The following is a 26,654-nucleotide window of genomic DNA, read 5'->3' on the forward strand; positions in this document are numbered from 1 at the left end:
TCCATACCAGCAGCTGATGCATCTGCCCGATGCCGGCGTCGGGGACGGCAACGATGCGCGTCGAACGTCCCGCCGTGTCCCCGCTGATCGACCGCGTCACCGCGTATGTGACACAGCCCCGGCCTGCACCGGTCGAGCCGGTGACCGCCTGAGTGCCGACACGGGTGACGCAATGACTGCTCGCCCCCAGACTCGACACGGGGCCCGACACGACCCCCACGCCGACCGGCAGCCCCACCGCATCGCTGCGCGTGCCGCAGGTCACATCCACATCGACGAACACATGAGAATCGCCCCCATAGCCCGACTGGGCGATATCGAACACCCCAGCCACCCGACCACTCAGCACAATCCCGTCGCACGGCGCGACCGAAGGCAGACCCGGCACGTTCCCGTCGTCGTCGCTGATGGCGGCGACCGCGGTCGTGTCCGCTGCGGCGGTGCCGGTGAGGTACGCGATCTCCACGGTGAACGACTCGATCGTCTCCACAGCGCTGTCGTCGACGATCGGCACGCTGATCGTGGCCCGGCTGCGGTCGGCGGGTATCACCACGATTCCCGACGCGGCGGTGTAGTCGGCACCAGCCGCGTCGCTGCCCGCCACGGTGCTCCACCGCGCCCAGATCGGCGCTGCGGGGGCGGTCGTGCTGCGCGGCGGCAACGCCGACAGAGTGAACACAGCGGCGCCGCCGCCCTCACGCACCGACGCCGCGGTGACAGTCACGCCGCGCTGCTGCAATCCGTCGGGGGCGGCCACTGCGGGCCGGTCCGCCCACGCCGACCACACACCGTCATGGGTGGAACTGCGGGCGCGCACCCGCACCTCATACGCGCGGCCCGGCGCGAGCCCTTGGACGGAATAGCCGCCAGCAAGCGGCGACGCGGTCCGCTCGACGCCGCCCTCGAGCCAGCGCCACTGCCGTCGTAGCCGACGATGCTCGAACCAACACGGGCGAGCTGCTCCGCGGTGAAAGGCTGCCAGGACACCAGCCGCTGGCGGCGCGTGCCGTCCACGGTCGCGCTGACCCCGGCCGGGGCGGGCGGCGAGCTGCCCCCGCTGCGGCGGAACGCGACCTCGCCCACCAGCCGGCCCGGCGGGTCCTGCGCAGCAGACGGCAGCGCGGCGCCCTGCGGGCTGCACCGCAACTGCAGACGGCGGCCCTCCGAGCTCGACAGAGCAGCCCGATAGGACCCGAGCGATGTCGTGTCGATCCCCAGCTCGGGCGCGGTCAGAGTGTGCCCGCCGTCGCCGCTGCTCGTGTAGGCCAGACCGCTCAGCCGCCGCCACTCGCCGCCGCCCGAGTACCGATCCCACAGCACGAAATCGCCGTCGCAGTCGCCCTGCCACCACACGCTGTAACGGATCACCCGATGCCGCCTGAAGAACACGCCCAGATAACTCGACGTCCGCATGCTCGCGCCGACATAGGTGCCCGGCACAGCGAAGCTCGTCACCGGATCGCTCATCGCCTGCTGCCCGCCCGCGGTGCGCACCGACCGCACCGCCACCCCATATGCGGTGCTTTCGGCCAGCCCAGTGATGTCCGCACGCCACCGGTCCCCGTCACGCACCGCCACAACGACCGCGCGGACCGACGGCTCGTCCTCGGGCCAGTACTCCACCACATAGCGACTCGCCACCGGGACGTCATCCCAGCTCACCACCAGCGTCCGATCCCCCGACGCAACCCTCACATTCGCCGGCGTCCACGCACCCGCGATCCCCGAACCGGGCGCCGACCAGCCGGTCACATACAGCACAACAGCCGTCTCCCCGCCCGTCCACACCGCACGGGCCTGCACCTCATAGAGCGCGCCGCGCACCAAAGAGCGCACCGCGAACGACAGCCCCGCACCCGCATCCGCAGACGACCACTCCCGCTCCCCGACCCGACGCCACCGCAGCTCATAGCCAGAAGCGCCCACCGAAGGCACCGACCCCGAATCCAGCACCACGTCATACACCAACTCCACCGACGCCGAACCCGCCAGCACCACCGCCAACGGCTCATACGCAGGCGCCCAAGAAGCCCACACCGAATAGGTGCCCACCGCCCCCGAGTACCGGGTCGTGGCCTCGATCGTGTACGTGCCCGCCGCGAGCACCAGATGCGACCCGCCCGACCGGCCGACCACCGTCCCGGACCCATCAGAGCTGGACCCCTCGATCAACAGCGCGTGAGTGTCCACATGCCGGCTCGACGTGGAACGGCCCCACGACACCGACGACTCCTCAGCCAGCGTGAACGTGTGACGCCGCGCGAAATACGTGCTCGTCTCGTCGTCAGGGTCACGCTGAGACGACACACAATTCTTCAGACTGAGCAGACGACGCCGTTGGCAGCAGCACCACAGCGAGTATCGCTGCCGACACTGCCGGCCACAACGCTCGCCGCGCCAACGTGCCTGAAGACGAACCGCAAGCACTGAGCAAACCCACGAAGCGGCAGAGTAGTTGAGCCTTCGCGTTCTTGTGGGATTGGGGCTGCTGGGCTCGGTGGGGTCAGGTTAGGTGGTGAGGATGCCGCGGGTTTCGAAGTTGGCGTGGTTGGTGGAGCCGTGGGCTTGGCGTCGCAGGACTTGGAGCAGGTTGTTGGTGTCTTCGATGCGGCCGTTGCTGGGCCGTCCGGTGTGGTGCCAGTCGAGGATCTGGGGGTGCCACGCCAAGAAGGTGTCAACGGTGCTGCTGAAAGGTTTCGGAGCGCGATTTGCAGATACTTGATCTAGCGCTCTGGCATAGGTGTCGATTCCGCTCGCTCATCACCCGTCCGGCGCGGCGTGACGGGTCCGGTCGTCGGGGGGATGAAGAGTACGCGCTCATTCGTCGAGGCGGGCGGTGGCCTTGCCGGTGAGGACCGGGCGGTCGTCCTGGTTGGTCGTGACGATGTCGAGGTCGACCAGCTTGCGGCCGTCCTCGTCACGGACGGCAGTGACCTCGGCTGCAGCAGTGAGCGTGTCGCCCGGCCACACCTGGCTGGTGAACCGCACGCCGTAATAGGTGAGCCGGCCGTCGCCGACGTAGTTGGTGACCATCCGCCCGGTCATGCCCATCGTGAGCATCCCGTGGGCGAACACCGTCGGGTAGCCGGCCACCTCGGTGACGAACTTCTCGTCGGTGTGGACCGGGTTGTAGTCGCCCGACGCCCCGGCGTACTGGACGATCTGGGTGCGGGTGAGGTCGTCGACGATCAGCTCGGAGTAGCTGTCGCCGACGTTGAGCTGCGATGCGCTGAGTGCCATGTCTGCGTGCCTTTCTGAATGCTGGGTGCTGCGTTCGTGGAACTGGCGAACCACTAGCCCTCGATCCGCATTTGATGGGGCATCTCCGGCCTAGCCATCGATGACCTTCTCGGTGACGACGCCGACCCCCTTGGCCGTGATGACCAGCTCGTCGTCCTCGTCGCGATACTCGGTGACGGACTCGGAAAACTTGAGAATGCCCGCCCGCTTGGACTGCTTCTCCCACCGCTCGCCGTCGTAGGTGACCGTGTGCAGCACGTCGCCGGGCCTCAGATGCCGGTGGTAGGTGAAGTGCTGCTCAGCGTGCAGGCCTCCAGCGGCGGCGCCGGACTGCTTGTCGCCCTCGCGTTCGTCTTTGACGTCGTCGCCATCAGACTCAGCGAGGTCGCGCACCAGCGTTCCCGACGCCGTGCGACCGCTGCCGAACCACTTCTTGTCGGGCTTGGGACGCAGGAAGTAGTCGGGATCGAATTGCGCGCTGGATTGTGCGAACGTCGGCGGCGCGATGATCGAGCCGACCTCGGTGCCGGCCGCGTACTCGGGATCGCTGTAGATCGGGTTCGTGTCACCGATGGCTCTCGCGAACATCAAGATGTGCGAGGCCTCCACGGGGAATCGCTCGACTGCCATGTCCGGCTCCTCTCACGGCAAGCTGGGCCTGGCTGCCGTCGGCCCATGATGCCATCCGCTCACGCCTGGCGCATCCCCACGCCGCCCGCAGCGCTGTGCTGCCGCCGAACGCCCACAGGCTCCGGCGGAACTGTCCGTCGCCAGGCATGTGCTCGCTGAATGCACGCAGCGCGCGCATCAGCCAGTAGTCATGCACGACCTGCCCGGACATCAGACCGGTATCTGCCGCCACTGCGGATACGGCAGCCGCGAGGGCTTTCCTGTCGGCTGCGAAGCCGTGCGTCGCGTTTTTCGCGTTTTGTGGGATAGCGGTGGGCGGCGACACGATGCAGGTGATCGCAGTCATCGCTGCAACGATGGCGGCGATCTTGGGGATGCTGTGGGGCGTCATGATGCTGGTCGCCAAGACCGTCATCCAGCAGGTTGGCTCAGGCGCCGTCGGACACCCATAGCGATGCCTCGAGACGACGCAACTCATGCAGACGCAGCTCAGTCCTTAGCTGCCCGCCAGCGCGTCGGCCTGTCCGAAACGGTTGTCGCCCCAGCAGTCAATGGAGCCATCGGTCGAGACAGCACACGAATGCTCCCAGCCGGCTGCGATTGCGGTGTAAACACCGTCGGGCGCGTCAGCCTGCCCGAACTCGTTGTCGCCCCAGCAGTCAATGGAGCCATCGGTCGAGACAGCACACGAATGCCACCAGCCGACTGCGATTGCGGTGTAAACACCGTCGGGCGCGTCAGCCTGCCCGAACTCGTTGTCGCCCCAGCAGTCAATGGAGCCATCGGTCGAGACAGCACACGAATGCCACCAGCCGACTGCGATTGCGGTGTAAACACCGTCGGGCGCGTCAGCCTGCCCGAACTCGTTGTCGCCCCAGCAGTCAATGGAGCCATCGGTCGAGACAGCACACGAATGCTCCCAGCCGACTGCGATTGCGGTGTAAACACCGTCGGGCGCGTCAGCCTGCCCGAAGTCGTTGCGGCCCCAGCAGTCAATGGAGCCATCGGTCGAGACAGCACACGAATGCCAGCGGACTGCGATTGCGGTGTAAACACCGTCGGGCGCGTCAGCCTGCCCGAAGTCGTTGCGGCCCCAGCAGTCAATGGAGCCATCGGTCGAGACAACACACGAATGCCCCCCACCGGCTGCGATTGCGGTGTAAACACCGTCGGGCGCGTCAGCCTGCCCGAACTCGTTGTCGCCCCAGCAGTCAATAGAGCCATCGGTCGAGACAGCACACGAATGCCCCCTGCCGGCTGCGATTGCGGTGTAAACACCGTCGGACACGGAGTTGACCTCCGAACCCTCAGAACCACCCACCTCCGAACCCTCAGAACCACCCACCTCCGAACCCTCAGAACCACCCACCTCCGAACCCTCAGAACCACCCACCTCCGAACCCTCAGAACCACCCACCTCCGAACCCTCAGAACCACCCACCTCCGAACCCTCAGAACCACCCACCTCCGAACCCTCAGAACCACCCACCTCCGAACCCTCAGAACCACCCACCTCCGAACCCTCAGAACCACCCACCTCCGAACCCTCAGAACCACCCACCTCCGAACCCTCAGAACCACCCACCTCCGAACCCTCAGAACCACCCACCTCCGAACCCTCAGAACCACCCACCTCCGAACCCTCAGAACCACCCACCTCCGAACCCTCAGAACCACCCACCTCCGAACCCTCAGAACCACCCACCTCCGAACCCTCAGAACCACCCTGAGACGGCGGGTCGTCGGGCCGACCGTCGGCGACGGATGTGCCTTGGATCTTGGCGGTGACGGTGGTTTGTCCCAGATAGGAACCGATCGCGTCGGCGCTGATGGCGGCGTTGCCGCCGAACACCGTGAGTGTTGCACTGTCGCCGCCAGCGCGGATGCTGTCGAGGAACGCCGCGGTGGACGCGGGGACGGCGTCCCGCCCGCTGAGCACCAGCGGCGCGCAGCGCTCAGAGAGCAACGGCGCAGCGCTGAACGCATCAAACGGCACATCAGCGCGTGCGAGGCCGATCATTGCGCTGTCAAAGCAGCCCCCGACGTGCTCAGCGGCGTACTCGCCCAACTCGATGGCTGTCTCGAACCGAGTAGCCCCGGCCATTCGGTCCACTGTGATGCCCAAACTCTCGATGCCGGCCTGCACCGCAGTGCTCAACGCCGCTGCACCGCCCATCAAGATGACATGATCGATGCCCGCATCTGTCAGATAGCTCGCCGCAGCAGCATGAAGCTCGCCACGCGGGGTGAGCACAATCGGCAGCCCACGCCGGGCAGCGAGCGGCCCCGCGACCAGCGCGTCGGCAAACACCTCGCCCGACGCGACGATGGCAGTAGCGCCGAACCCGCCGAACTCGCCCGGGGCGCCGAGCCGGCGGGCGACCTCGACACTGGTCGCATACTGATCGCCGCCGCCGACCCGGGTCACCCCCACACCAGCAGCACGAATCGCCTCATCCACGGCGCGGCCGACACCGTGACCGCGTCCCGGCGAATCCGCGCTGATGATGATCGCGTCGGTCACTCCAGCGCCGGCGATGAACCCAGCAAGATCATCACGCAAGCCGCCAGCAGGCACCAAGAGGACCGGGGCACTGACCACACCAGCCAACGGAGCGGCCACAACAGCATCGGTCCACTGCGTGCCCGACACCACAACAACCTCCTCAACCGCGCCGCCGCTCAACGCAGCGAACGCCTCCGCGACCAGCAGCGACGTGGCATAGCGGTCAGCACCACCGAAGCGCTCGACACGCACCGCAGCAAGAGCGCCACCATCATCAGCAGCGCTGCGGTGCCCCCCATCGGATTGCGCAGCCGACACCGACGGCAACAACAACATCCCCGCGCCCACCACGAACGCAACAGCAGAAACCGAAAGACGACGGCATTGCGAAATGACAGAGGCGAACACCGCCACAGTATGGCCCGCACCACTGACTCAACCGCCGACTCAACCGCACCACTGACTCGACCATCGACTCAGCAGTTTCGGGCACGAGCCAGGGCCTTCGCCAACGCACCCCGCACTGCCGCGGGATCCTCGCTCATCATCATGTGACCGGTGTCGGCGAGGTGCACGACATCGCAGTCGGCGAAGTCGGCAATCAAAGAGACGACCGCCTGAGGCGGGGTCATCTTGTCCTCGCTGCCGACGATGACGGTCACCGGACACCGAACCCGGACAGCGGCCCTGCCGGCTTCGTAGGCCGCGCAAGCAGACAGGTCAGCGTGGATCACGCCGTCATCGGCCCGTTCCAGCAAGGCCACGCTGCCTCCGAGCATCCAGAGTCCCGGCGTGGGATTGGCGGCGACATGCGCGCGGCTGCCGTGCCCCCAGGCAGTCATGAGCTCGGGTGCCAGCAACTCGTTCTGCTCGGCGGCACCCATCAGCGCCGGATGCACCGGCATCCCGGCGGCAGTGCCCAGCAGGACCAGCCGGGCGATGCGATCAGGGTCGGCTGCGGCCGCCTCAATGCAGACCAGCGATCCCATCGAATGGCCCACGAGGCAGACCTCGTCGCAGCCAAGCAGCCCACACACGGCCGCGATGGCATCGGCAAGCCAGGCTGCCATCTCGGCGATCGAGCCCAGGGGCTCGCCTTTGCTGTTGCCGTGACCAGGCAGGTCGACCGCCAGCGGGGTGTAGCCGTGGTGCACCAGCCAGCGTGTCTGCAGCTGCCACACGGTGCGGTTCATGCCCGCGCCGTGCACGAGCAGCACCACGGGCTGATCGGCCGCCGCTGCGGCATCCGGAACCACTCCCCCGGTGGCCACACCGACGGTTTGGCCGCGAACGTCGAGTGAGAACACTTCGGTAGCTGCCATCGGCTCAGCCCTTCTGCGAGGCGCGCAGGGCGCGGGAGAGATCGCTGATGATGTCGCCCGGATGCTCGAGGCCCACCGACAGACGCACCAAGTCCTCGCCCACGCCTGCGGCGGCAAGGTCATCGGCGCTCATCTGCTGGTGGGTGGTGCTCGCCGGATGGATGACGAGCGTCTTCGCGTCGCCCACGTTGGCAAGGTGCGACGCCAGCCGGACGGCCTCGATGAACCGTCGTCCGGCCTCGCGCCCACCCTCGACGCCGAAACTCAGGATTGCGCCAGCTCCTTTGGGCAGCAGCCGTTTGGCGAGTTCGTGGTCGGGGTGCGTCGGCACCGACGGGTGGCTCACCCAGCTGACCGCGTCGTGGGACAGCAGGAACTCGATCACGGCTTCGGTGTTGGCGACGTGGCGGTCCATGCGCAGCGGCAGCGTCTCGACGCCCTGCAGCAGGTGGAACGCCACCGACGGGCTCATGGCTGCGCCGAAGTCCCGCAGGCCCTCGGCGCGGGCCCGCATCGAGAGCGCCTGGGGGCCGTACTCGTCGCTGAAGGTGATGCCGTGGTAACCCGCATACGGCTCGGTGAGCGTCGGGAACCTGCCCGATGCGGCCCAGTCGAAACGGCCGCCGTCCACCAGCACTCCCCCGATCGCGACGCCATGGCCGCCGAGGAACTTCGTGGCGCTGTGCATGACGATGTCGGCGCCCATCGAGATGGGCTGCATCAGGTGCGGCGTGGTGAAGGTGGCGTCCAGCATGAGCGGCAGGCCGGCCTCGTGGGCGACGCCGGCCACGGCTGACACGTCGAGCACCTCGATATTCGGATTGCCGAGCGTCTCGGCGAACAGCACCTTGGTGTTGGGCTGGATGGCCGCTCGCCAGGCGTCGAGGTCACGGGGATCCACGAACGTCGTGGTGATGCCGAACCGGGGCAGCGTGAGGCTCAGGATGTTGTGGGTGCCGCCGTAGATGTTGCGGCTGGCCACGATGTGGTCGCCGGCTGATGCGATGGTGGCGCAGGCCAGGTGGAACGCCGCCATGCCGCTGGCCGTGCACACGGCCCCGACGCCGCCCTCGAGCGCCGCGATGCGTTCTTCCAGCACTGCCACGGTGGGGTTGGAGATGCGGCTGTAGATGTGGCCGGGGATCTCGAGGTTGAACAGGCTCGCGGCCTGTTCGGTGTCGGTGAAGCTGAACGAGGTGGTCTGGTAGATCGGCACGGCCCGAGCCCCGGTGGTGGGATCGGGCTGCTGGCCGGCGTGCAGTGCCAGCGTGTCGAAGTGCAGGAAGTCCGGTTCGACCATGGGTTCCTCCGCCGCGGTGTGAGAGAACTCAAGTATTCAGCACGCGGGCACCCATGCCACCCGGTCGGCTCCGCAGGGCCGCCGCGGCTCAGCCGCTGGCGGCCTCGGCGGCGCTGACGGCCTCCCACACCCGCTGGGGCGTGAGGGGGATGTCGATGTGGGCGACGCCGAGGTGGGCGAGCGCATCGATGACGGCGTTCTGCACGGCGGGAGGGGCGGCAATGGCGCCGTTCTCGCCGATGCCGCGGGCGCCCAGGGCGTTGCGGTCGGTGGGGATGCCGAGCCTGGCGGTCAGGATCGGGGGCACGTCCGCTGCGGCGGGAATGAGGTAGTCGACGAGCGTGGTGGTGCGGGGCGTGCCGTCGGGGTCCCATCGGGCGGCTTCCATCAGCGCCTGGGAGATGCCCGCAACCGCTCCCCCGTGCTGCTGGCCTTCCACCGATGCCTCGTGCAGCATCCGTCCGCAGTCGTCGACCGCTGCGAACGCCAGCAGGGCGACACGACCGGTGTCAGCATCGACTTCGGCGACCGCGGCGTGGGTGCCGTAGGGATGGGTGGGTCCGCTGCGCCGTTCGAGGACCGTCGCCGAGATGCCTTCGGGTGCGGCTGCGGCGATGTCGGTCCAGCTCGTCACGCGCGACGGCACGCCGGCGACGTGAGCGCCGTCCGGCGTGACCTCGACATCGTCGGGGCTGGCTTCGAGCAGCTCGCCCGCCACCTCGCAGATGCGCGCCCGCAGCTCGGTTGCCGCCTCGGCGATCTGGCTGCCCAGCACGAACGATGTGCGCGAGCCGCCCGTGACCCCGGCGGAACTGGCAGTGACCGAGTCGGCGTCATTCACCCGGACTGAGCCTTCGGCGATCCCGACCCGGGCGCTCGTGATCTGGGTCCACAGGCTGTGGTGGCCCTGGCCGTGGCCGTGGCTGCCGCAGGTCACCAGCACGCTGCCGTCTGCGCCCAGCTCCAGCGAGGCGTAGTCGGGATCGTCGCCGCTGCCGGCGGACTGGCTGTAGCAGCCGTAGCCGACCCCGATCAGGGCTGAGCGGTTGCCGGCTGCCCGGCGCTCGGCGGCCAGCGACTGCCAGTGCTCGACGTCGACGAGCTCTCGGGCAGTGTCGAACGCACGATGCGGGTCGCCGCTGTCGAGCGTGATGCCGGTGCCCGTGTCGAACGGCAGCTCGTCGGCACGCAGCAGGTTGCGGCGGCGCACCTCGGCGGGGTCGAGGCCGAGCTGCCGGGCGCCGGCGTCGATGGCGCGCTCCAGGGCCGCGTTCACCTCCGGCTGCCCGGCGCCGCGGTACGCCCCGGTCGGGGGCGCGTTCGTGACGGCCGAGCCGATGCGGTAGCGCAGCCGCGGCACCCGGTACAGCCCGGTGCTCTGGCGGTAGCTGGCGGCGGTCAGCATCGGCGCCATGTGCGGGTAGGCCCCGGCGTCGCACCACATGACCACGTCGATGCCGGTGATTCGGCCGCCGGGATCGAAGCCCATCCGGATACGGTGACGCTGACCTCGCCCATAGGGCATCGAGATGAACTGCTCTTGGCGGCTTTCCACCCAGCGCACCGGAAGGCCGAGCATCTGAGCGGCCCGTGCGACCACGAAGAACTCAGGCATCGGGTCGCCCCGACCGCCGAAGCCGCCGCCGACGTAGGGCTCGCGGACCCGCACCGCGGTGACGGGCACCCCCAGCAGCCGCCGGTACAGGTAGGGAGAGCTGTGCACGCCCTGGCCCGTGCTCCAGATGTCGAGCTCGCAATCGGGCGATGCGCCGGCCGCCGGCGGCGTGCCGCGGATCAGCTCGAACGGTGTCGCCACGATGGCGCACGGCTCGATCGGCAGCGAGGTGATCCGATCGTTCTCGCAGGTGAGCTCGACGACGCAATGGGCGCCGGCACAGGGATCGTCACCCGGCTGGGCCGGCGGTGCGGCGGGGTCCGCCGGCGTGGTGGGCTGCGACAGGAAGCCGCCGCCGTCGGGACCCTCCAGCGGCCGCACCACGTTGGTGCCCGCGCCGGGGTAGAGCAGGATCTCATCAGCGGCGGCCTGCTCGGCGTCGATGACAGCGGGCAGCTCGTCGATGTCGACGGTCACGAGTTCGGCCGCGTCGAGCGCCTCGGCAGGTGAATCAGCCAGCACCACGGCGATGGGCTCGCCGACAAAGCGGACCCGCCCGCTCGCCAGCAGCGGTCGGGCCATCTGGCCGTCGAGGGTGGTGGCCCGGTAGTACTCCAGCGGTGCCAGATCAGCCAGCTCCGCATCGAGCACCGCAGCTACTCCGGGTGCTCGCTCGGCCTCGCTGAGATCGACGTTGCCCAGCTCGCCGTGAGCCACCGTCGAGCGCACGAATGCGGCGTGCAGGCAGCCGTCGGGCAGCGGCAGGTCGGCGGTGAAGGCCGCCTCGCCGCGCAGCATCGGCAGATCCTCAGAGGCAAGTCTCGCGGTCGTCATGGCGTCACCGTAGTGACGTTGTTTCGCACCTTCTAGCCGGACCAGCGAACCTCAGTCGGCGGCCGCAGGCCGCGCGTCGGCTCCTGTGAGCGCAGCGAGCTCTGCGGTGATCTCCGCACGATGCTCGTCGAGGAAGGGGGCGCGGCGCATCGTCACGTCGATGCCGCCGACGAGCGTGCCCACCTGGGTCATGGGCCCCCATTCGGTCTCGGGCAGATCGGCGACATGGCTGTTCTCGATTGCGACCGCTGCGCCCACGAAGCCGCGCCGCTCGACCGGCAGCTCGCTGGCGCCCTCCGGCGTGGTCTCGTGCCAGATCCAGTCGGGTGCGTCGGAATCGGGCACTTCGAGGTAGGAGCGGTCCCCTGCGGGGCCGCGGTAGTCGAGACCGCCCAGCTCGGGTTCGGGTCGCCCGTGGTACTGCACGAACTCGGCGGCCTGTGCTGCGGTGACGGTCTGGGTCAGCGAGGTGCGGACCGTTCTGCCTTGCCCATCGGACAGGCGCCGGTACAGCGAGCACAGCACGCCAAACGCCGCGATCATCGGCGTGGCAGCGTCGTGCACTGGCACCGTGAGGAAGACCGGCTCGCTGTCGCCGCCCTGCGCAGCCATGATCCCGCCGAGGGCTTGCAGCAGCGGGTCGAAGGCCGGCACGTCCGCCATGGATTCGTCGCGGCCATAACCGGGACTCTTGACGAGCACCGCGTCGGGCCGGATGCGGCGCAGGTCCTCATCGGCGACGCCGAGGCGTGCCGCGACGCCGGGTCGGAAGTTCTCCACGACCACGTCGGCGTCGGCGACGAGCCTGGCCATGACCTCGTGGTCGGCGTCTTGTTTGAGGTTGAGGCAAATCGAGCGCTTGGACTGGTTCCAGCCGTTGAAGTACGGCCCGAGCACGCGGAACGGGTCGCCGCCGGGCTGCTCGATCTTGGTGACCTCCGCACCGAGCATGGCCAGGTGGCGGGTGATCACCGGCCCGGCAATGAAGGAACTCAGATCGACCGCCTTCACACCACGCAGCGGCGCCGTGGTGTCGTCGGCGGATGCGGGAACGGGCTGGGCAGGCCACTCCCCTGCCTCGAGCTCAGCCTGAACCTCTCCGGTGTGCTCGCCCAGCCGGGGAGCCGGCTGGAGTTCGACGGCGGGGCATCCGTCGATCCACATGGGCTGGGGAGGGGTGCGCACGGTGCCGAGATCGGGATGGGACACCGTCGTGTCGAGCCCATTGACTGCCGCCAGCGGCGACGCCATGAACTCCTCACGGGTCTGGGTCGGCTGGCAGGGCACGTCGTGTGCGGCGAAGATCTTCAGCCACTCGTCGAGCGCGCGCTGCGCGAACGCCTCTTCCAGGATCGGGGTGATCTCTGCCAGCGGTTCGAGGTCCAGCAGTCCCCACGGTGGATCTTCGAAGCGCTCGTCGCCCAGCAGGTCCTCGCGGCCGATGGCTCGCAGCATCGCGACGTAGAAGGGCAGCGTGCCGCAGGCCACGAACATCCAACGGTCATCGGCGGCCCGGAACAGCCGGTAGACGGGCAGCCGGCCGGCCGAGCCGAGCGGGCACGAGCCGTCGCGGTCGAGGCCGGCCATCTCGGGCACCTCGAAATCGCCGATCTGCATGGCGCCCGAGCCGGAGACCTCAGAGACGGTGTAGGTGGGTGCAGCGCCGTGGGCTCGCCGTGCGTACAGACCCGCCGCGGCTGCCATCGCGGCGAGCATTCCCGCCCCGTACGAGGCCAGCGGCACCACCAGCTCGACGGGACCCTCGGAATAGCTGATCTGGTTCCAGCCGATGCCGGTGACCGCGGCGATCTGCGACGGCGTGCCGGCGCGCGTCGCGTACGGCCCTCGGTCGCCCCACGTCGGGCACGAGACGATCACCGCACCCGGTGCAACCTGCCGCACAGCCTGCGCAGTCGGGCCGTCGGGCACAAAGACGAGATCTGCGCCGCCCAGCAGACCGGCGAGCGCCGGCGTCGCGACCGACTCAGCGGTCGGCCGCAGGATGCCCCCCAGCCGCGCCGGTGCTCCGGCGGCATCGCCAGGCATCGGTGCCCGTTCCCAGGAGACGTCGTCGAGCACCACCGAGCGCTTGTTGCGGCTCACCGCCTGAAAGCCCGGATCGGTTCGGTACGGATCTCCCCCGGGAGGTTCCGCCTTCACGACATCCGCGCCCTGATCTGCCAGAAAGCGCGCTGCGTACGGTCCCGCGATGCCGGCCGTCAATTCCACGACCCGGATCCCGTCAAGGCACGCCACGTCCGTTTGCCTAGCAGCTAGTCGCCGTCGGAGTCTGATTCTGGTCGCTCAGTGTGCAGCACCGCGTGGGTGACGGCTTCGGTTGCCGGCTCTCCCAGCTCGAAATGACCGAGCGCATGGGCGATGAGCGCATCGTGGGCGGCCTGCCGCTCGGCGACGACGTGATCGACCAAACCCTCGCGCTCGAGATCGGCAGCGTCGGCCGGATCTGCCGCCCAGGCCAGCACGACCACCTCGGGGTTGTGTTCGCGGGCAATCCGGGCGAACTGCTCCACAGCCGAAGGGGGGCTGTCCACCGACAGCACGATGCGTGCGTCGCGCAGGCCCGCCCGGTCCGCGATCAGGTGCCGCGAGACATCGCCGATGAGCACCCTTCTGCCCGTCGAGGCCGCCCAGCGCTGGGCTTCGGGGTCGAGCGACACGATCGTGTACGGAATGTGCGCCAGCTCGAGGGCGCTGACGATGCGGCGCGCCCGGGGGCCGAATCCGTTCACGACGGCGTGGTCCACCAGCGGTTCGTGCTCGGCGGGATCGGGGAGGTCGTCGACGCCGACCGGCGCGCGCCGAGCTCCCCGGTCGTCAGCAACGGCCTCGAGCCGAGCAGCGAGACCGTCGCCCCAGCGCACACCGAACGGGCTGAGCGCCATCAACAGGACCGTGACGGCAATGAACGCATCGGTGCCATTGGCGAGGCCTGCCGGAACCAACCCGACTTCCTCGCCGGCTCGTTCGAGAACGAACGAGAACTCGCCAACCTGCGCCAGCACGATCGCGCTGGAAGCAACGACCGCCCGAGGCTGGCGCAGCAACAGCGTGGCCGATGCGGTCGTGACCAGCTTGATGATGACGACGCTGATGGCGAGACCGACCACCAGCGGCAGGTTGCGGCCGAGATAGCCGACGTCGAGCAGCATGCCGATCGACACGAAGAACGTGGCCGAGAACAGGATCTGCAGCGGCATCACCTCACCGAGCGCCCGTGCGGCGACGCGGCTCTCGCTCACCATCAGCCCGGCGAGGAACGCGCCGAGCGAGATCGACACGTCGAGCAGGCTCGTCAGGTACGCCGTGCCGAAACAGATCGCCAGGATGGCCAGCAGGAACACCTCCGCGGACTGGAAGCGCGAGAGGTTCCGCAGGAACGCGGGCACCAGCGTCCGGGCCACGACCACGACCGCTACGACGATGCCCGCCGCCTTGCCGAGTGCGAGCAGGATGTCGACCGCGCCGGTCGTCTCTCCGCCCAGAAACGGCACCGCCAGCACCATGGCGACGATCGCCAGGTCCTGGAAGATGAGCAGCGCGATCGAGACGTTGCCGATCGGCGATGTCGTCGCCCGCCGGCCGGCGAGCACCTTCAGCACGATGGCGGTGCTGCTGAGGGACACCAGCAGACCGGTGAAGGTCGCCGTTTGCCAGTCGACCCCGAAGGCCATGACGATCGCCGTGACGATGCCCGTGGTGAGCGCCACCTGGCTGGCGCCCCCGATCACCACCAGCGACGCCAACTGGCGCACCCGCTCGAGGCTGAACTCGATGCCGAGCGTGAACAGCAGCAGCATCACGCCGATGTCGGCTGACTGGTTGACCAGGTCGATGTCGCTGATGAGGCCGACGCCGCTGGGGCCGATGACGGCACCGGCCAGGAGGAACCCGACGATCGGCACCACCCCGAAACGCGACGACACAAAGGCGATCAGTGTCCCCGCAACCAGCAGGATCGCCAGTTCGCTCAACAGCGGCGGTGCCGACGCAGCTAACAGCACTTGCCGCCAAGACTATGGGCGCTGGTAGCCCCTGGGGCCGAGAGGTTCTGCAGCGTCCGACAGTGCGCCCTGATTCAGGCCAAGCGCGTGGCTCTCGGCCAGTGCGGACCGGCAACGGGGTCGGGGTTCGCCTTGGCCCAGGTATCGAGGCGCAGGGCCAGAGCAGGTGCGAGCGCTGCCGAGCCTCGCGGAAGATGTCGCTTGAGGACGCATGCCACCGCGATCGCTGGCTGCCCGGCCTGCAGGCGCTCGGCCTGAAGGCCAATGAAGTCCCGCACGTTCTCGGTCACGACTATCCGCCCTTGCGCCACGGCCGTCTCGTAGAGGAATTCATCACTTGCGCCAGCCAGTTCGGCACCAGCCACGGCGACTGCATCGTGACCCAGCCGTCGAAGCTCGCCCGCCGCCGCTGGCGGGAACATCTCGTCGATGATGAATCTCACAGGGACATGCCGCTGCGCGGCGATGTCCCCCGATCACCTGCACGAGACTCGACATCTGCTCCGGCCCGCCGCTCCGTCTCGTTTGCCTCAAGGAGCTGCTCTACGAATTCGTAGTGCCGTTCGATGCGATCGTCGATCTCCGCCGGATAGCTCTCGTAGTACTGCTCAGCGAGCGAGATGGCGCTGCCCGCCAGCGCTGCTTCATCTCGAACTTGAGACACACGGGCAGCGTGATCACCTGTCGCCGACTGCAGGTCTCGGATGATCTCCCAAACATCGGGTCCGTTCACAAGACCGGCTCGGCGACCAGTGGGACCGTCACGGAACACGATGCCACTGAAGCGCCTCATCCTGAGGCCCTCGTCCAATAGCGCCGCAGCCAACGACTCGACGGGGGAATCGATCCGTTGGCTCTCCGCTTCCAGGCGCGAGCGCAGCTCGTCGGCCAGCTGCAGCGATGTCGCGCTACTCACTGAGCCGTCTCGCTCGTCCAGGCTCCCAGAACATGGGTCTCACGCTAGTGCGGCACTGCGGCGACACCGCTATGGATTTGTTGCTCAGGGATCATGCGCGAACTCGTCGGCCAAGGTCCACACCTACATCGCGACGGCAGCCGGCACCGCCTGGAGAGTGCGGGGCTACTGCCCACGGCGCTAGCTCCTCGCAGGTCAAGCCCGCATCGGGAAAGCACCGCGCGGACTACTGGGCGAAAGAACAGGATCACCGACACACGATGGAGCGACATCGCCTCGAACTTGACGAAACTCGGGTCCACGCAGACATCAACAATGAACGCCGGGATCAGGTCGCGACATACGTCATCGTCATCTTGTGCATCGCTGCGGCCGTATGGCTCGCGGTGACCGACTCGCGTGCAACTGAGGGAGCGATCGTTCTGACCGGGATCGTCGCGTGCCTGCTCGTCCGGCGACGATGCGGAGCGGACACTCAACGTGGCATCGAGCGTGGTCCGTGAACGGGCGAACGCACAGCGCGCTCGCGGCTACCACTCTGCCGCGATGTACTGGGTCTCGCAGAACTCGTAGATGCCCTCGCTGGCGCCCTCGCGGCCGAGCCCTGACTGCTTCATGCCGCCGAACGGCGCTGCGGGGTCTGACACGGCGCCCCGGTTGAGGCCGATCATGCCGGCCTCGATGCGCTCGCTGACCGCCAGCCCCCTCGCGAGGTCGCCGGTGTAGACGTAGCCGATGAGGCCCATCTCGGTGTCATTTGCCGCAGCCACCATCGAGTCAGCGTCGGTGAAGCTGGAGACGGGCGCGACGGGACCGAAGATCTCCTCACGGGTGATGGGCGCGCCTGGCTCGACGCCGCCGAGAACGGTCGGCTCATAGAAGAAGCCCGGACCGTCGATGGCGTTGCCGCCGGTGACCGCCGTCGCTCCCCCGTCGACCGCCGAGCGCACCAGGCGGTCGATGTTGTCCACCGAGGCGGCATTGATCATCGGGCCGCAGGTGACGGCGGGGTCGCTGCCGTTGCCGACCTTCATGGCACCCATGGCTGCCGCGAGGCGTTCGACGAACTCGTCGTGCACCGGTGCCTCCACGAAGAAGCGGTTGGCGGCTGTGCAGGTCTCGGCCGAGTGGCGCATCTTGGCGACCATGGCGCCGGCGGTGGCGGCCTCAAGATCGGCGTCGGCGAACACGATGAACGGGGCATTGCCGCCGAGCTCCATCACCACCTTGAGCACCCGGTCGGCGCAGCGCTTCAGCAGGACCCGGCCGACTTCGGTGGAGCCGGTGAACGACAGCATGCGCACTGCGGGGTGGTCGACGACGGCGTCGAGCCACGCGCCCGAGCTTGCGGTAGGCACCAGGTTGACGACGCCGGGCGGAACACCCGCTTCGCCCAGCAGCTCTGCCACCCGCAGGGAGGTGAGCGGCGCTTCGCGTGGCGGCTTGATGACCACCGCGTTGCCCGCGGCGAGGGCCGGGGCGAGCTTGCGGGTGATCATGGCCGCCGGGAAGTTCCACGGCGTGATCATCGCCACGACACCGACGGGAGGGTGGCGGGTGATGATGCGGTTGGCACCCGACGGAGCGACGCTGATCGAGCCGTGAATGCGCACCGCTTCCTCGGCGTTCCAGCGGAAGAACTCCGCGGCGTAGGCGACCTCGCCGATGGCGTCGGCGCGGGGCTTGCCGTTCTCCAGCGTGATGAGGTCGGCCAGCTCGTCGGTGTGGGAGATGAGGATGCGGTGGGCATCTCGCAGCACCTCGGAGCGGACTCTCGGCGCTGTTGCGGCCCAGCCGGGCTGTGCTGCGGCAGCCGCGTCGCACGCGGCCACGGCGTCGGCGGGCGTGCCCGCGGCGACACCAGCCGCGACGTCACCAGTCGCCGGGTCGATGACGTCGATCAGCTCGCCGCCAGCGGCGCCCCGCCAATCGCCTCCAATGAGCATCTGTGTCTGCATCACGCCAGCATCGCAAATCGGCGGCTCATTGCGCGCCGCAGAGCGTGGCGTGACGAGGCCGATCTGGCGTTGAAGCCGCTCGGTCAGTCGCCGTAGTGCAGCAGGCCCTTCTCGCCAGCACGCATCTCGTCGATGGCACGCTGAGCGTCGCCGATGGCGTCTTCGAGCTGGGCGATGACTGTGTCGCGCTCCGGGGTGAACTCCAGCTCGTCGATGAGATGGGCGAGGCGATCCTTGCTGCGCCAGGCCGCGAACTTGGCCCACTCGGTCCACAGTGTCTCGTGGTCGTCAACGCCGACGAGGTTCTTGGTGCGGCTCTGCTCGTCGGCGGCGGTGTCCATGGACACGTAGCCGTTGACCATCGAGATGCGTTCGCACATCGCGTCGAGCGGGCCGGCACGGTGCACCACCATGTCGCCGTGCAGCGCGACGGCGTAGCCGGGTCCACCGAATTCGGGAGCCACCGTGCGCTCGGCAGGCACCGGCTCTCCGGCGTCGGCCAGCGCGGCGGCTTCGTGCTTGGTTCCCTCGAACCACTCGAACCGTCCGCCGGCAACCTCGGCCGGATCGGTCACCGCCAGCACGTAGTCGAGGGGCAGCGTGTCGTGATGCCACTTGTCGATGCCGACATCGATCTGGGACGGCTCGTAGTTGAGGTGGCCGAGATGCACCGGCATCGGGTGCGGGGCGATCTCGATGCCGTAGATCGCCTCGAGATGCGCCGTGACCTCGGGACTCAGGCACAGGTCCCGCAGCCAGCGCGAGCGGTAGCAGCCGCCACGCACGGTTCGCTCGATCCGCTCCCCCGCCGGGCGGGTGAAGCAGCGCAGGCGACGTGCCGTCTCCAGCATGACCGCCGCGCCCTCGTCGCTGAGCACCCGGAACGGCGACGACAGCGCCACCGGCGTGGCCTTCGTGGCGATCTCGGCAGCGTCGTAGCCCAGATCGGCCAGCATCAGCACCTCGACGGGCTCCTCCAGTTGCAGGTGCCGCTCGGGATCGAACGCCGGCTCGCCGTCCAGCCATGCATATCCCCGCGGCTGGCTCTGCGGAAACGGAACTGCCTCACCCATTGGCTACGACTCTAGAAGCGGGCTATCTCGCCCCGCGCTTCCCGGAGATGCCCGGATTCGGACGCATCGGCTCAGGCACCGATGACGACGCGTCAGCAGGAATCGTGATGCGCTCGTCGTCGAACACGGCGACCATTTCGAGTCGTCCGCCCATCGCTTCGACCGCCGCTCGCCATGTCGAGAGCAGGTTGTCCTGCGAAGTCTCCATGGCCGAAATCGACGCCTGTGCACGCTCGAGACGCTGTGCGAGTTCGACCTGGGTCAGCTGCCGGTGCTTGCGGAGCTGCGCGAGATTGAATGCAACGGCCTCCGCTTGAGCCACGTGCTTGATCGCGTCGATGCGCGCACGTCGCTCCGGGCCGATCTCGCCAACGATCTGACTGAACTTCTTGTGTCCCATGTCGTGGCCTCCCATTCTCGTCTTCAGCCGATATCCGAAGCACCAGCGCCGTCGAGCTCCGCGAGATAGCGCTCGTAGAGCCGTTCGGCTTCGGGCACGGCACTCGTGTACCAGCGATCCCACTGCCCCCTCTTGTCGCCACCGAGCAGCAGGATCGCCTCACGCCGCGGATCGAACATGTAGAGAACCCTGAGGTGCTTGGCCTCGCTGCGAGGTCTGAGCTCCTTCATGTTGTGAAACTTGGAGCTCGCTATGCGATCGGCATGAGGCCGACCCAGCGTGGGTCCATCACGCGCTAGCAGCTCCACCACAGCGATCACCTCGTCCTGCTCGGGCTCATCGAGCCGGCCGAACCACTCGGCGAACTCGTCGGTGCCGTTGATCTCCCAAGCCACGGAGAGAACATAGAACTTAGTCTATATAGAACCAAGTGAATATTCGGCGCGTGGATCTCGTCTGTCAATCAGTCGCAGCACCATTGATCTTGGCGGCGACGGCGGCCAAGCGTTGGTCATCTGCCCGGCTGGCTGCGATCTCGGTGGTCACGTAGCCGGGGTATGCCTCAAAGTACTGCTGGCTGCGGGCCGTGGTTTCCGGCTGGGGACTGGGCTGCACGCCGGCGGTGCGGTGCAACGGGATGACCTTGGCGTGCAGGTGGTCGATCATCATCCCCTCGAACACAATCGCGCAGCGGTCAACATCGTCGTAGGCGTCCGCGATCTTGGCGGCGACATGGCGGGCTGCCTCGAACAGTCCCGCGGCCACCTGGCTGTCGGCGCTTGCAATATCGCTGGCGAGGTGCTGCTTGGTGATCACCACGCTGAACGCTTCAGTGTTGGGGAAGATGTCCAAGAATCCAAGATGGCACTCGTCCTCGTAGACGAGATGGCACGGCTCAGCACCAGCCACGATCCGGCAGAACACGCACTCGTCCACGAGCGGCATTCTGCCCGCCGCGATCTCGTCAATTCGCATCTGCGGCTGCGAAGACCGGCGGACTCTGGCTCAGCTCGAGGTCGGCGTCACGCTGGGTGACGATGCGCCCGCCGACGCGACGACAGGCGAATTCTGATTCCCGGCTGCATGCCAGGGACGCTCTCAGCCGTCAAGCGTCACGCCGGACCGATGGCCGGTGGCACGATCGCCATGTGCAATGCATCGACTCGGTTCACGAGTGCCCGGAAATCGACACGCAGTTCGTCGATGCGGCGGTCCACAGCGTCGACGCGCTTGTCGACTGCGTCAATCTTGGTGTCGACGGTATCGAACCGCGCGTCCACTGCATCAAACCGGGCACCAAAACGCTCACCCAACGAATCGAACCGGGCACCCACGGCAACAAACCGCGCATCCACTGCATCGAAGCGGGCATCAAAACGCTCATCCACTGAGTCGAACCGGGCGCCCACGGCAACAAACCTGACATCCACTGCATCGAAGCGGGCATCCATGCGGTCGTTCTGGTCCTCGAAGCGGATGTTGACAAGATCGACGACGCCGTCGATGCGCTCAGTGACGCCTCCAAAGCCCCACTTGATGAGCGCCCACACACCGCCTGCGAAAGCGATTGCGATGGTGACGAACACCGAAAGCCATGGAAGGACGCTCGACCAGTCCATGCCCGGACCCTACGCCCCGCCGGGCGCGCTGCCAAGCCACTTTCTGCTCAGCTTGCGCGGGGCAGCCACAGGTCGGGCACGCCGACGCGTTCCCCTCGGTGCTCGCTGGCGGCTGCTCGCCAGTACCCGAACGACTCGGCAGCCGTATACAGGTTCTCTTCGAGAAGTGCCTTGCTCGACTCGGAATGCTCGGCGGCGAACCGCAGCCAGCGCCCGAATGCCGACTCGACGGTCGACACGAAGTCCGCGTCGAATGTGTCGGGATGCGCTTCACCGCACTCGAGGCACTCGGGTCCGTCGGTGGGGCTGCGACCGGGGATGAAGTCGTCCACGAACGTGTCGACCCGGCATGGCGTCCAGTGCAAGATGTCTCCGTCACGGCACAGCAGCCCGAACAAGCTCAACCCGGCCATCATGTTCGAGAACTCGGCGTCGCCTTCGCTCGACGGGCGGGGAGCTTGGGTGAACTCGTCCAGCAAAGCACTGCGGTCGGGCGGCGCCGAGACAAACAGCGCACCGTCGCTGCCGCCCTCGGGCAGCAGGCCGAGTCGCTGCTCGGTCAGGAAACCCAGTTCAAAGCCTTCGAAGCCAAGCACATCTTGAAGTTCGGCAGCCTCGGCGTCGTCAATCGTGCGGGACGCCAGAACGGTCAGGACATCGAGCGAGCGCATGCACAGGGCGCGGGCATCGGCCAAGCTCACCGGTTCGACTCCGGTTCTGCCGGTTCCGGTCGAGGCCAAGCCGTGGCGCTCGGACACCAGATGCAGACCGCGTGCGGCGCCGCCCATGAACCAGCCGATCTCGACGGCCAGCCCGTGGCGGCTGCCGTCCGGGCGCTCGTAGTGGATCGTGACCTCGCACTCCTCGCCCCACTCGTCCCGCCGCAGGAACGCCTCAACCGGGGCTGCGCTGCCCACGGCTGTCGCCCACGGCGGCGCGTCGCCTGCCGCAGCCATCTGCTCAAGCTGCCAGCGAGCGGTGGCTCTGTGCCGGCTCGGGCCGTAGGCGGCGAGCGCAGCCGTCATGGCCGCACCGGCTGCTCCGCCGAGCTCACGTGCGTGGTCGAGCACATGCGTCGGCTGGGCGCCGACGGGCGTCTTGGGGAACGCCACGAAATCCTGCACGCCCGAAGCCCACCTGTCGGCTTCGTCGGCGTCGGGACCGCTGGCGACGAACTCGGCGGCGCTCGCCTCCATCAGCTCGAGGCAGTAGCGGGCCTCCGGGCTGAGTCGGGGCTTGCCGCCGCGCTTGTCGGGGCGAGTGCCTTTGGGTGTCACCCGCCCACCGTGACGGGACTTGGGTCGTGTCATCGGGCGAGCGTAAGCCCGCCACTGGAACCCATCGCGGATGCCTCCGGGAGGACTGTGGCGTGCAAATGCGCGCCATCGAGCCGTTTGAGGGGCTCATTCGAATTCGGCGGCTCGCGCGTTGAGGCTTTGGGCGTTCTCGCTGACGGTGCGGCGGGTGCCGTCGTCGTAGCCGTCGGCGCTGCTGGCGCGTAACTCGAGCTCAAGTTGGACCTCTGGTCCGAGGTGGGCCGTGATGTGCTCGAGGATGTCACCGAGCTGCTGTGCGCCTCGGACTCTGTCGAGCTGGAACTGGGCGTAGAACTGGGTGGGATCAGGATGATCGTCGACGCCTGGGTCCGGACCCGGTTGGCCGCCCGGCTCCGCCCGGCGGCCGGGAGGTTCTCCTCCCTCGGGCCCGGTCGGCTCGTCTGCGCCAGAACCGTCTGACGTTGACGGTGCTGGTACATAGTCGGGGTGGAGCAGTAGACCGCTCGCCGTCGGAGTGACGTGCTGCGCGGTGTGGACGCCAACCCAGCTGTCACCGTCATGCGCCTCGGCGTAGGCGAAGGTCTCCTGCTGCCAGTTGAGCTTTGACGCGCCATCGCTGACGGCATGGTCGAGCACGTCACGGGACGTCAGGCGTGGCATGTACGGGTAGCGGGCGTACGCCTCCCACAGGTCCCCGACGGAGACATCGCCTCGCTCGGTCCACAAGTTGTGTCTGTCGAGGTCCATGCGGACCCGCACACCGGCGTAGCGGCCGATCAGCTTCTCCTCGGTGCCCAGCTTGCGGCTGATGCGCTCGCCGATGTCGCCGGCCGTCGAAGCTCTGGTCGACTGCCAGTCGATATCCGCAGTACCGGGGATCCGTGATGGCACGAGCACCTGGGTGAAGGTCTCCGCAATCAAGCTGTCGACCTGCTTGGACGCATCTGCCAGCTTGCTGTCAGCCTGCTGCTTCTGCTGGTGGGTGAGATCCAACGCCACGTGATCCGCGACGATCGAACGCCATGCGAGGAAAGACCTCGCCGCACCCCGCAGTTCTGCCAGTCGGTTCGCCGCCGCGGCTACGAAGACGAGCAGGTTTTGATTCAGCCTGGGGCCTGCATCACGCTGAGTCACGATGCGCTCGGCCAGCTTGATGGCGGGCGAATTCTGGTCCCCGGTCGAGTGGGTGGCGGCGGGTTCGAGCACAACCAAGTGAGTGCCGTCGTCATTGTCGGGCACGTCACCCGGCCCGGCGGCGAACGGATGCACCGCTACGAAGTTGCCCCGGTCTCGTTGGGCGGCGATGCGGTCGCGGACCTCGTCATCAGCGTGTCGATCGTCGAAGTTGGATGCAGCCCTGTCTGCAGCGATCCGGGTGACGTTCGGGATCAGCGAGTACCAGTACTGCGATCCGTCGAGGTAGAGGTGCGTGGCCTGATCCGAAAGGCGACGCAGTGCGTCGGCGAACTGGCCCGTGGGCTCGCCCGGCTGAACGCAGCCGAGCACCACCGACTTCACGTCGACACCGCGCTTGCCGTCAGGCCGTGGCGCCGAGCCCATGTACACGGTGCGGGCCGCTCGCCTGGTTGCCGACAGTCGACCAAAATGCGAGAACGCCGTGTCGATGCGCAGCGGCAGCGCATTGGGCCCATCGACGTCGGACTTGATGACCGGGTCCCAGCCTTCCTCCAGGTACTTCTTCAGTTCGCTCGCAACCCCGGCAGAATCCATGGGCAGGTTGCCCGGCATGATCAGCAACGACTGGTCGCCCCGCTGCCACAGCTGCGAGATGGCGATCGCCATCAGCCGCAGCACCCCGCGGGTGCGCTGGAACTTGTCGAGTGCCGACCAGTCCTCGAAGAGGCGGTCGAAGAGCTCAGGGTGGATCGGGTACGAGAGCTCCATGCGCCGCCGGTAGTCCGCCTCGCCCTTGCCCAGCGGGAATTCGCCGGCGGCATCGTGGTACATCTCGCTGAAGGCTCGGATCACGCCGTCTCGCACCCGCGCGTGGGTCGGCGAGATGGGGTCGAACAGCCGTCGTCGCACGATCTCGAATGACTCATCCGGCGTGGCCGGCTGCCACGGCGTCGCTGTGCGGTCGACAACGTTCTTCAGCCGCTCCATTGCTGTGTGGCCACGCGGCCCGCCGGTCTCGATGTCCGATGCAGGGATCGTCACCAGCACCACGACGTTGTCTGACGCTGCTGCGGCCTCGGTAAGCGCCTGGGCGAAGGTGAACTGGGTGTCGAAGTCGCCCGCGGCTACGCGCCGCCCCTCGGCACCCGCGTCAGGCAACTGACGGGCATACGCCACCCACTCGTCGATCAACACAACGGCGGGGCCATAGCGCCGGAACAGCTCGCGCAGCTTCTCGCCCGGATTGGTCCCGGCCTCGTCGTCGGTGCGGACGAACTCGTAGCCCTCCTGGCCGCCGAGCTGGTAGGCGAGATTGCCCCACATCGTGTGTAGTGCCGTGTCGGCGCTCACCCGCTTGGGGTCGGCGACCGACATGACCTGCCCCACGAGCACCGCCCGGTTGATCTCCGGCGGCAGCTCGACCTCGGCTTCGGCGAGCATCTCCGAGACACCCGACAGCCTGGCCGCCGGCACCCCCGATGCCAGGTGGTGCAGAGCGATCATGCTGTGGGTCTTGCCGCCGCCGAAGTTGGTCTGCAGCTCGATGACCGGCGTGCCGCCGTTGCCGGACAGACGCTGCGCCGCCCCGACCAGTAACTCGCGCAACCCGACCGTCAGGTAGGTGCGGGCGAAGAAGTCCTCAGGGTCCTGGTACTCATGATCGGCAGTGCCCTGGGACACCTCGTACAGGTCCGCGGCGAATTCAGCTTGGTCGAACCGCCCTGTCTGCACGTCGCTGTGAGGGGTGATGACCTCCCGCCACGGCGTCAGTCCCGCTTGCGGTTGACCCTCGGTGGGCTTGGCGGCAGTGCGGCGCCGTTCAGAGCGGGCTTCCTCGTCGAACATCTGCCGCATGAGGTCACGGCGTGAGTTGCGAATCTGCTGGCGCTGCTCGGTGTCGCCGAACGCCTCGAGCAGACGCTCCATCGAATCGAGCGCTCGGGCGGTGTCGTCGGTGGAGAACTGCTGCTTGTGCGCCCAGTTGTTGCGGGTGTCGGCCACCTCGAACACGAGAGACCGGATCGACGGCGAGAAGCCATGCCCGAAGATCCCGTTCCATGTGGCCTTCATGCCGCTCAGCACGAAGGCGATGTCCGACGTGGTGCCGCTGTCGCGAGCGCTGCCGTGCATCTGCTGGCGCAGCTGGTCAAGCCAATTGTCACCGTAGAAGCCCTGCCATGTCTGCTCGCACTTGGGCCGCAGCCCGTCAGCCAGCAGGTCAAGCGCCTTCGAGACCCGCTCAGCGTTCGCCATCACCATGGAATGAGCACCTCTCGAAGACCGGCAGCACAGGCAGCCGCCACATCATTCCACTGGGGTGAGACGCAATGCACCCTTTGGCACAAGTTGCCGGCTCTTCGACTGCCCTCGACGGCGAGAACTGGCGTCGGCGGACGGCGGGCGATCCCGCGTGCTTCGGCAACGCGGCCCACCAGCCGACGAAAAGCTTGGTGGAGTCCAGACGGCACCGTGCTAGTTGTTGCTGGATGGCACGAATTGGTCTGCCCCGCTTGTGACGTCGGCATCGAATTCGCGGATGCTCTTTCTGGATGACTCGGGTCACCCGGCGCCAAATGACACCTCTGGTGCTGTCGTCATCGGTGGCCTGTCGGTGTCGTCCGACGCCGTACCGGTCCTGAGCCGACGAATAACGGGTGCCAAAGGCCGGCTCTTTCCAAGTCGTGGCCATCCCGCCAGTTGGGAGATCGATGCGATTAGTAGGCCCAGCCGAACGCAATCGTGTGCCCCAGGCTTCAGGACCCCGGACCTCACGGGGTCCTTTTTCTGTGCCCCAAGACTTCGCTG

General features: G+C 67.7%; 21 protein-coding genes and 1 pseudogene. 1 reads left to right on the forward strand and 21 read right to left on the reverse strand.

Features of this window, described 5'->3' with window-relative positions; all coding sequences use genetic code 11:
• Positions 1–457 precede the first annotated feature (457 nt).
• The 5 genes and pseudogenes from ACOGXQ_RS04060 to ACOGXQ_RS04080 all read right to left on the reverse strand — a co-directional run.
• A pseudogene (locus ACOGXQ_RS04060) lies at positions 458–823 on the reverse strand (Calx-beta domain-containing protein); the annotation flags it as partial.
• Complete coding sequence (locus ACOGXQ_RS04065) at positions 721–2,307, reverse strand: fibronectin type III domain-containing protein (RefSeq protein ID WP_419946171.1); 1,587 nt, start codon at positions 2,305–2,307, stop codon at positions 721–723. The gene ACOGXQ_RS04065 and the pseudogene ACOGXQ_RS04060, both read right to left, overlap by 103 nt.
• Before the next feature lie 201 nt (positions 2,308–2,508).
• A complete protein-coding gene (locus ACOGXQ_RS04070; RefSeq protein WP_419946172.1) occupies positions 2,509–2,667 on the reverse strand; it encodes a transposase in 159 nt (52 codons plus the stop codon).
• Positions 2,668–2,817: 150 nt separating this feature from the next.
• Positions 2,818–3,240 carry a MaoC/PaaZ C-terminal domain-containing protein gene (locus ACOGXQ_RS04075; protein WP_419946173.1) on the reverse strand — a complete coding sequence of 141 codons (423 nt, stop codon included), beginning with the start codon at positions 3,238–3,240 and terminating at the stop codon, positions 2,818–2,820.
• Between the two features lie 90 nt (positions 3,241–3,330).
• The gene (locus ACOGXQ_RS04080; RefSeq protein WP_419946174.1) at positions 3,331–3,870 is read right to left on the reverse strand and encodes an FAS1-like dehydratase domain-containing protein; all 540 of its coding nucleotides are present in this window, start codon (positions 3,868–3,870) and stop codon (positions 3,331–3,333) included.
• Positions 3,871–4,181: 311 nt separating this feature from the next.
• Between ACOGXQ_RS04080 and ACOGXQ_RS04085 the strand changes: the two genes are divergently transcribed.
• Positions 4,182–4,322 (forward strand): hypothetical protein, encoded by a 141-nt coding sequence (locus tag ACOGXQ_RS04085; RefSeq protein ID WP_419946175.1) that lies wholly within the window; start codon positions 4,182–4,184, stop codon positions 4,320–4,322.
• A gap of 44 nt (positions 4,323–4,366) precedes the next feature.
• Here ACOGXQ_RS04085 and ACOGXQ_RS04090 read toward each other — a convergent pair whose 3' ends face one another.
• From ACOGXQ_RS04090 to ACOGXQ_RS04165, 16 genes are all read right to left on the reverse strand, one after another.
• Positions 4,367–6,712, reverse strand: a complete 2,346-nt coding sequence (locus tag ACOGXQ_RS04090; RefSeq protein WP_419946176.1) for a cell wall-binding repeat-containing protein — start codon at positions 6,710–6,712, stop codon at positions 4,367–4,369.
• 140 nt (positions 6,713–6,852) lie between these two features.
• Positions 6,853–7,698 (reverse strand): alpha/beta fold hydrolase, encoded by an 846-nt coding sequence (locus tag ACOGXQ_RS04095; RefSeq protein ID WP_419946177.1) that lies wholly within the window; start codon positions 7,696–7,698, stop codon positions 6,853–6,855.
• A 4-nt stretch (positions 7,699–7,702) separates the two neighbouring features.
• Entirely contained in the window at positions 7,703–8,998 is a 1,296-nt protein-coding gene (locus ACOGXQ_RS04100; RefSeq protein WP_419946178.1) for an O-acetylhomoserine aminocarboxypropyltransferase, read from the reverse strand.
• Positions 8,999–9,086: 88 nt separating this feature from the next.
• A complete protein-coding gene (locus tag ACOGXQ_RS04105; RefSeq protein ID WP_419946179.1) occupies positions 9,087–11,447 on the reverse strand; it encodes a xanthine dehydrogenase family protein molybdopterin-binding subunit in 2,361 nt (786 codons plus the stop codon).
• Positions 11,448–11,498: 51 nt separating this feature from the next.
• On the reverse strand, positions 11,499–13,676 hold the full coding sequence (locus tag ACOGXQ_RS04110) for a CoA transferase (protein ID WP_419946180.1): 2,178 nt from the start codon (positions 13,674–13,676) through the stop codon (positions 11,499–11,501).
• A 44-nt stretch (positions 13,677–13,720) separates the two neighbouring features.
• Complete coding sequence (locus ACOGXQ_RS04115) at positions 13,721–15,469, reverse strand: cation:proton antiporter (RefSeq protein WP_419946181.1); 1,749 nt, start codon at positions 15,467–15,469, stop codon at positions 13,721–13,723.
• A gap of 74 nt (positions 15,470–15,543) precedes the next feature.
• A complete protein-coding gene (locus ACOGXQ_RS04120; protein ID WP_419946182.1) occupies positions 15,544–15,912 on the reverse strand; it encodes a DUF5615 family PIN-like protein in 369 nt (122 codons plus the stop codon).
• Complete coding sequence (locus ACOGXQ_RS04125) at positions 15,909–16,385, reverse strand: CopG family transcriptional regulator (protein ID WP_419946183.1); 477 nt, start codon at positions 16,383–16,385, stop codon at positions 15,909–15,911. The genes ACOGXQ_RS04120 and ACOGXQ_RS04125 overlap by 4 nt, the downstream gene beginning before the upstream one ends.
• A 530-nt stretch (positions 16,386–16,915) precedes the next feature.
• Entirely contained in the window at positions 16,916–18,343 is a 1,428-nt protein-coding gene (locus ACOGXQ_RS04130) for an NAD-dependent succinate-semialdehyde dehydrogenase (RefSeq protein WP_419946184.1), read from the reverse strand.
• Positions 18,344–18,426: 83 nt separating this feature from the next.
• Complete coding sequence (locus ACOGXQ_RS04135; protein WP_419946185.1) at positions 18,427–19,416, reverse strand: hypothetical protein; 990 nt, start codon at positions 19,414–19,416, stop codon at positions 18,427–18,429.
• A 22-nt stretch (positions 19,417–19,438) separates the two neighbouring features.
• Positions 19,439–19,816 (reverse strand): helix-turn-helix domain-containing protein, encoded by a 378-nt coding sequence (locus ACOGXQ_RS04140; RefSeq protein WP_419946186.1) that lies wholly within the window; start codon positions 19,814–19,816, stop codon positions 19,439–19,441.
• A 23-nt stretch (positions 19,817–19,839) separates the two neighbouring features.
• Entirely contained in the window at positions 19,840–20,211 is a 372-nt protein-coding gene (locus tag ACOGXQ_RS04145) for a type II toxin-antitoxin system RelE/ParE family toxin (RefSeq protein ID WP_419946187.1), read from the reverse strand.
• 64 nt (positions 20,212–20,275) lie between these two features.
• Complete coding sequence (locus tag ACOGXQ_RS04150) at positions 20,276–20,791, reverse strand: HIT family protein (protein WP_419946188.1); 516 nt, start codon at positions 20,789–20,791, stop codon at positions 20,276–20,278.
• Positions 20,792–20,928: 137 nt separating this feature from the next.
• Positions 20,929–21,435, reverse strand: a complete 507-nt coding sequence (locus ACOGXQ_RS04155; protein WP_419946189.1) for a hypothetical protein — start codon at positions 21,433–21,435, stop codon at positions 20,929–20,931.
• A 47-nt stretch (positions 21,436–21,482) separates the two neighbouring features.
• The gene (locus ACOGXQ_RS04160) at positions 21,483–22,745 is read right to left on the reverse strand and encodes a hypothetical protein (protein WP_419946190.1); all 1,263 of its coding nucleotides are present in this window, start codon (positions 22,743–22,745) and stop codon (positions 21,483–21,485) included.
• A 93-nt stretch (positions 22,746–22,838) separates the two neighbouring features.
• Entirely contained in the window at positions 22,839–26,108 is a 3,270-nt protein-coding gene (locus ACOGXQ_RS04165) for a DUF499 domain-containing protein (protein ID WP_419946191.1), read from the reverse strand.
• Positions 26,109–26,654: the final 546 nt, after the last annotated feature.

The sequence above is a fragment of the Candidatus Poriferisodalis sp. genome (assembly GCF_965208485.1).
Taxonomy (GTDB): domain Bacteria; phylum Actinomycetota; class Acidimicrobiia; order Acidimicrobiales; family Poriferisodalaceae; genus Poriferisodalis.

What these genes read in the sequence shown, in the direction of transcription:
- ACOGXQ_RS04075 (WP_419946173.1), bottom strand. Translation starts at nt 3,240, where the DNA reads ATGGCACTCAGCGCATCGCAGCTCAACGTCGGCGACAGCTACTCCGAG.
- ACOGXQ_RS04080 (WP_419946174.1), bottom strand. Translation starts at nt 3,870, where the DNA reads ATGGCAGTCGAGCGATTCCCCGTGGAGGCCTCGCACATCTTGATGTTC.
- ACOGXQ_RS04090 (WP_419946176.1), bottom strand. Translation starts at nt 6,712, where the DNA reads ATGTTGTTGTTGCCGTCGGTGTCGGCTGCGCAATCCGATGGGGGGCAC.
- ACOGXQ_RS04095 (WP_419946177.1), bottom strand. Translation starts at nt 7,698, where the DNA reads ATGGCAGCTACCGAAGTGTTCTCACTCGACGTTCGCGGCCAAACCGTC.
- ACOGXQ_RS04100 (WP_419946178.1), bottom strand. Translation starts at nt 8,998, where the DNA reads ATGGTCGAACCGGACTTCCTGCACTTCGACACGCTGGCACTGCACGCC.
- ACOGXQ_RS04105 (WP_419946179.1), bottom strand. Translation starts at nt 11,447, where the DNA reads ATGACGACCGCGAGACTTGCCTCTGAGGATCTGCCGATGCTGCGCGGC.
- ACOGXQ_RS04130 (WP_419946184.1), bottom strand. Translation starts at nt 18,343, where the DNA reads ATGCAGACACAGATGCTCATTGGAGGCGATTGGCGGGGCGCCGCTGGC.
- ACOGXQ_RS04135 (WP_419946185.1), bottom strand. Translation starts at nt 19,416, where the DNA reads ATGGGTGAGGCAGTTCCGTTTCCGCAGAGCCAGCCGCGGGGATATGCA.
- ACOGXQ_RS04140 (WP_419946186.1), bottom strand. Translation starts at nt 19,816, where the DNA reads ATGGGACACAAGAAGTTCAGTCAGATCGTTGGCGAGATCGGCCCGGAG.
- ACOGXQ_RS04150 (WP_419946188.1), bottom strand. Translation starts at nt 20,791, where the DNA reads ATGCGAATTGACGAGATCGCGGCGGGCAGAATGCCGCTCGTGGACGAG.
- ACOGXQ_RS04155 (WP_419946189.1), bottom strand. Translation starts at nt 21,435, where the DNA reads ATGGACTGGTCGAGCGTCCTTCCATGGCTTTCGGTGTTCGTCACCATC.
- ACOGXQ_RS04160 (WP_419946190.1), bottom strand. Translation starts at nt 22,745, where the DNA reads ATGACACGACCCAAGTCCCGTCACGGTGGGCGGGTGACACCCAAAGGC.
- ACOGXQ_RS04165 (WP_419946191.1), bottom strand. Translation starts at nt 26,108, where the DNA reads ATGGTGATGGCGAACGCTGAGCGGGTCTCGAAGGCGCTTGACCTGCTG.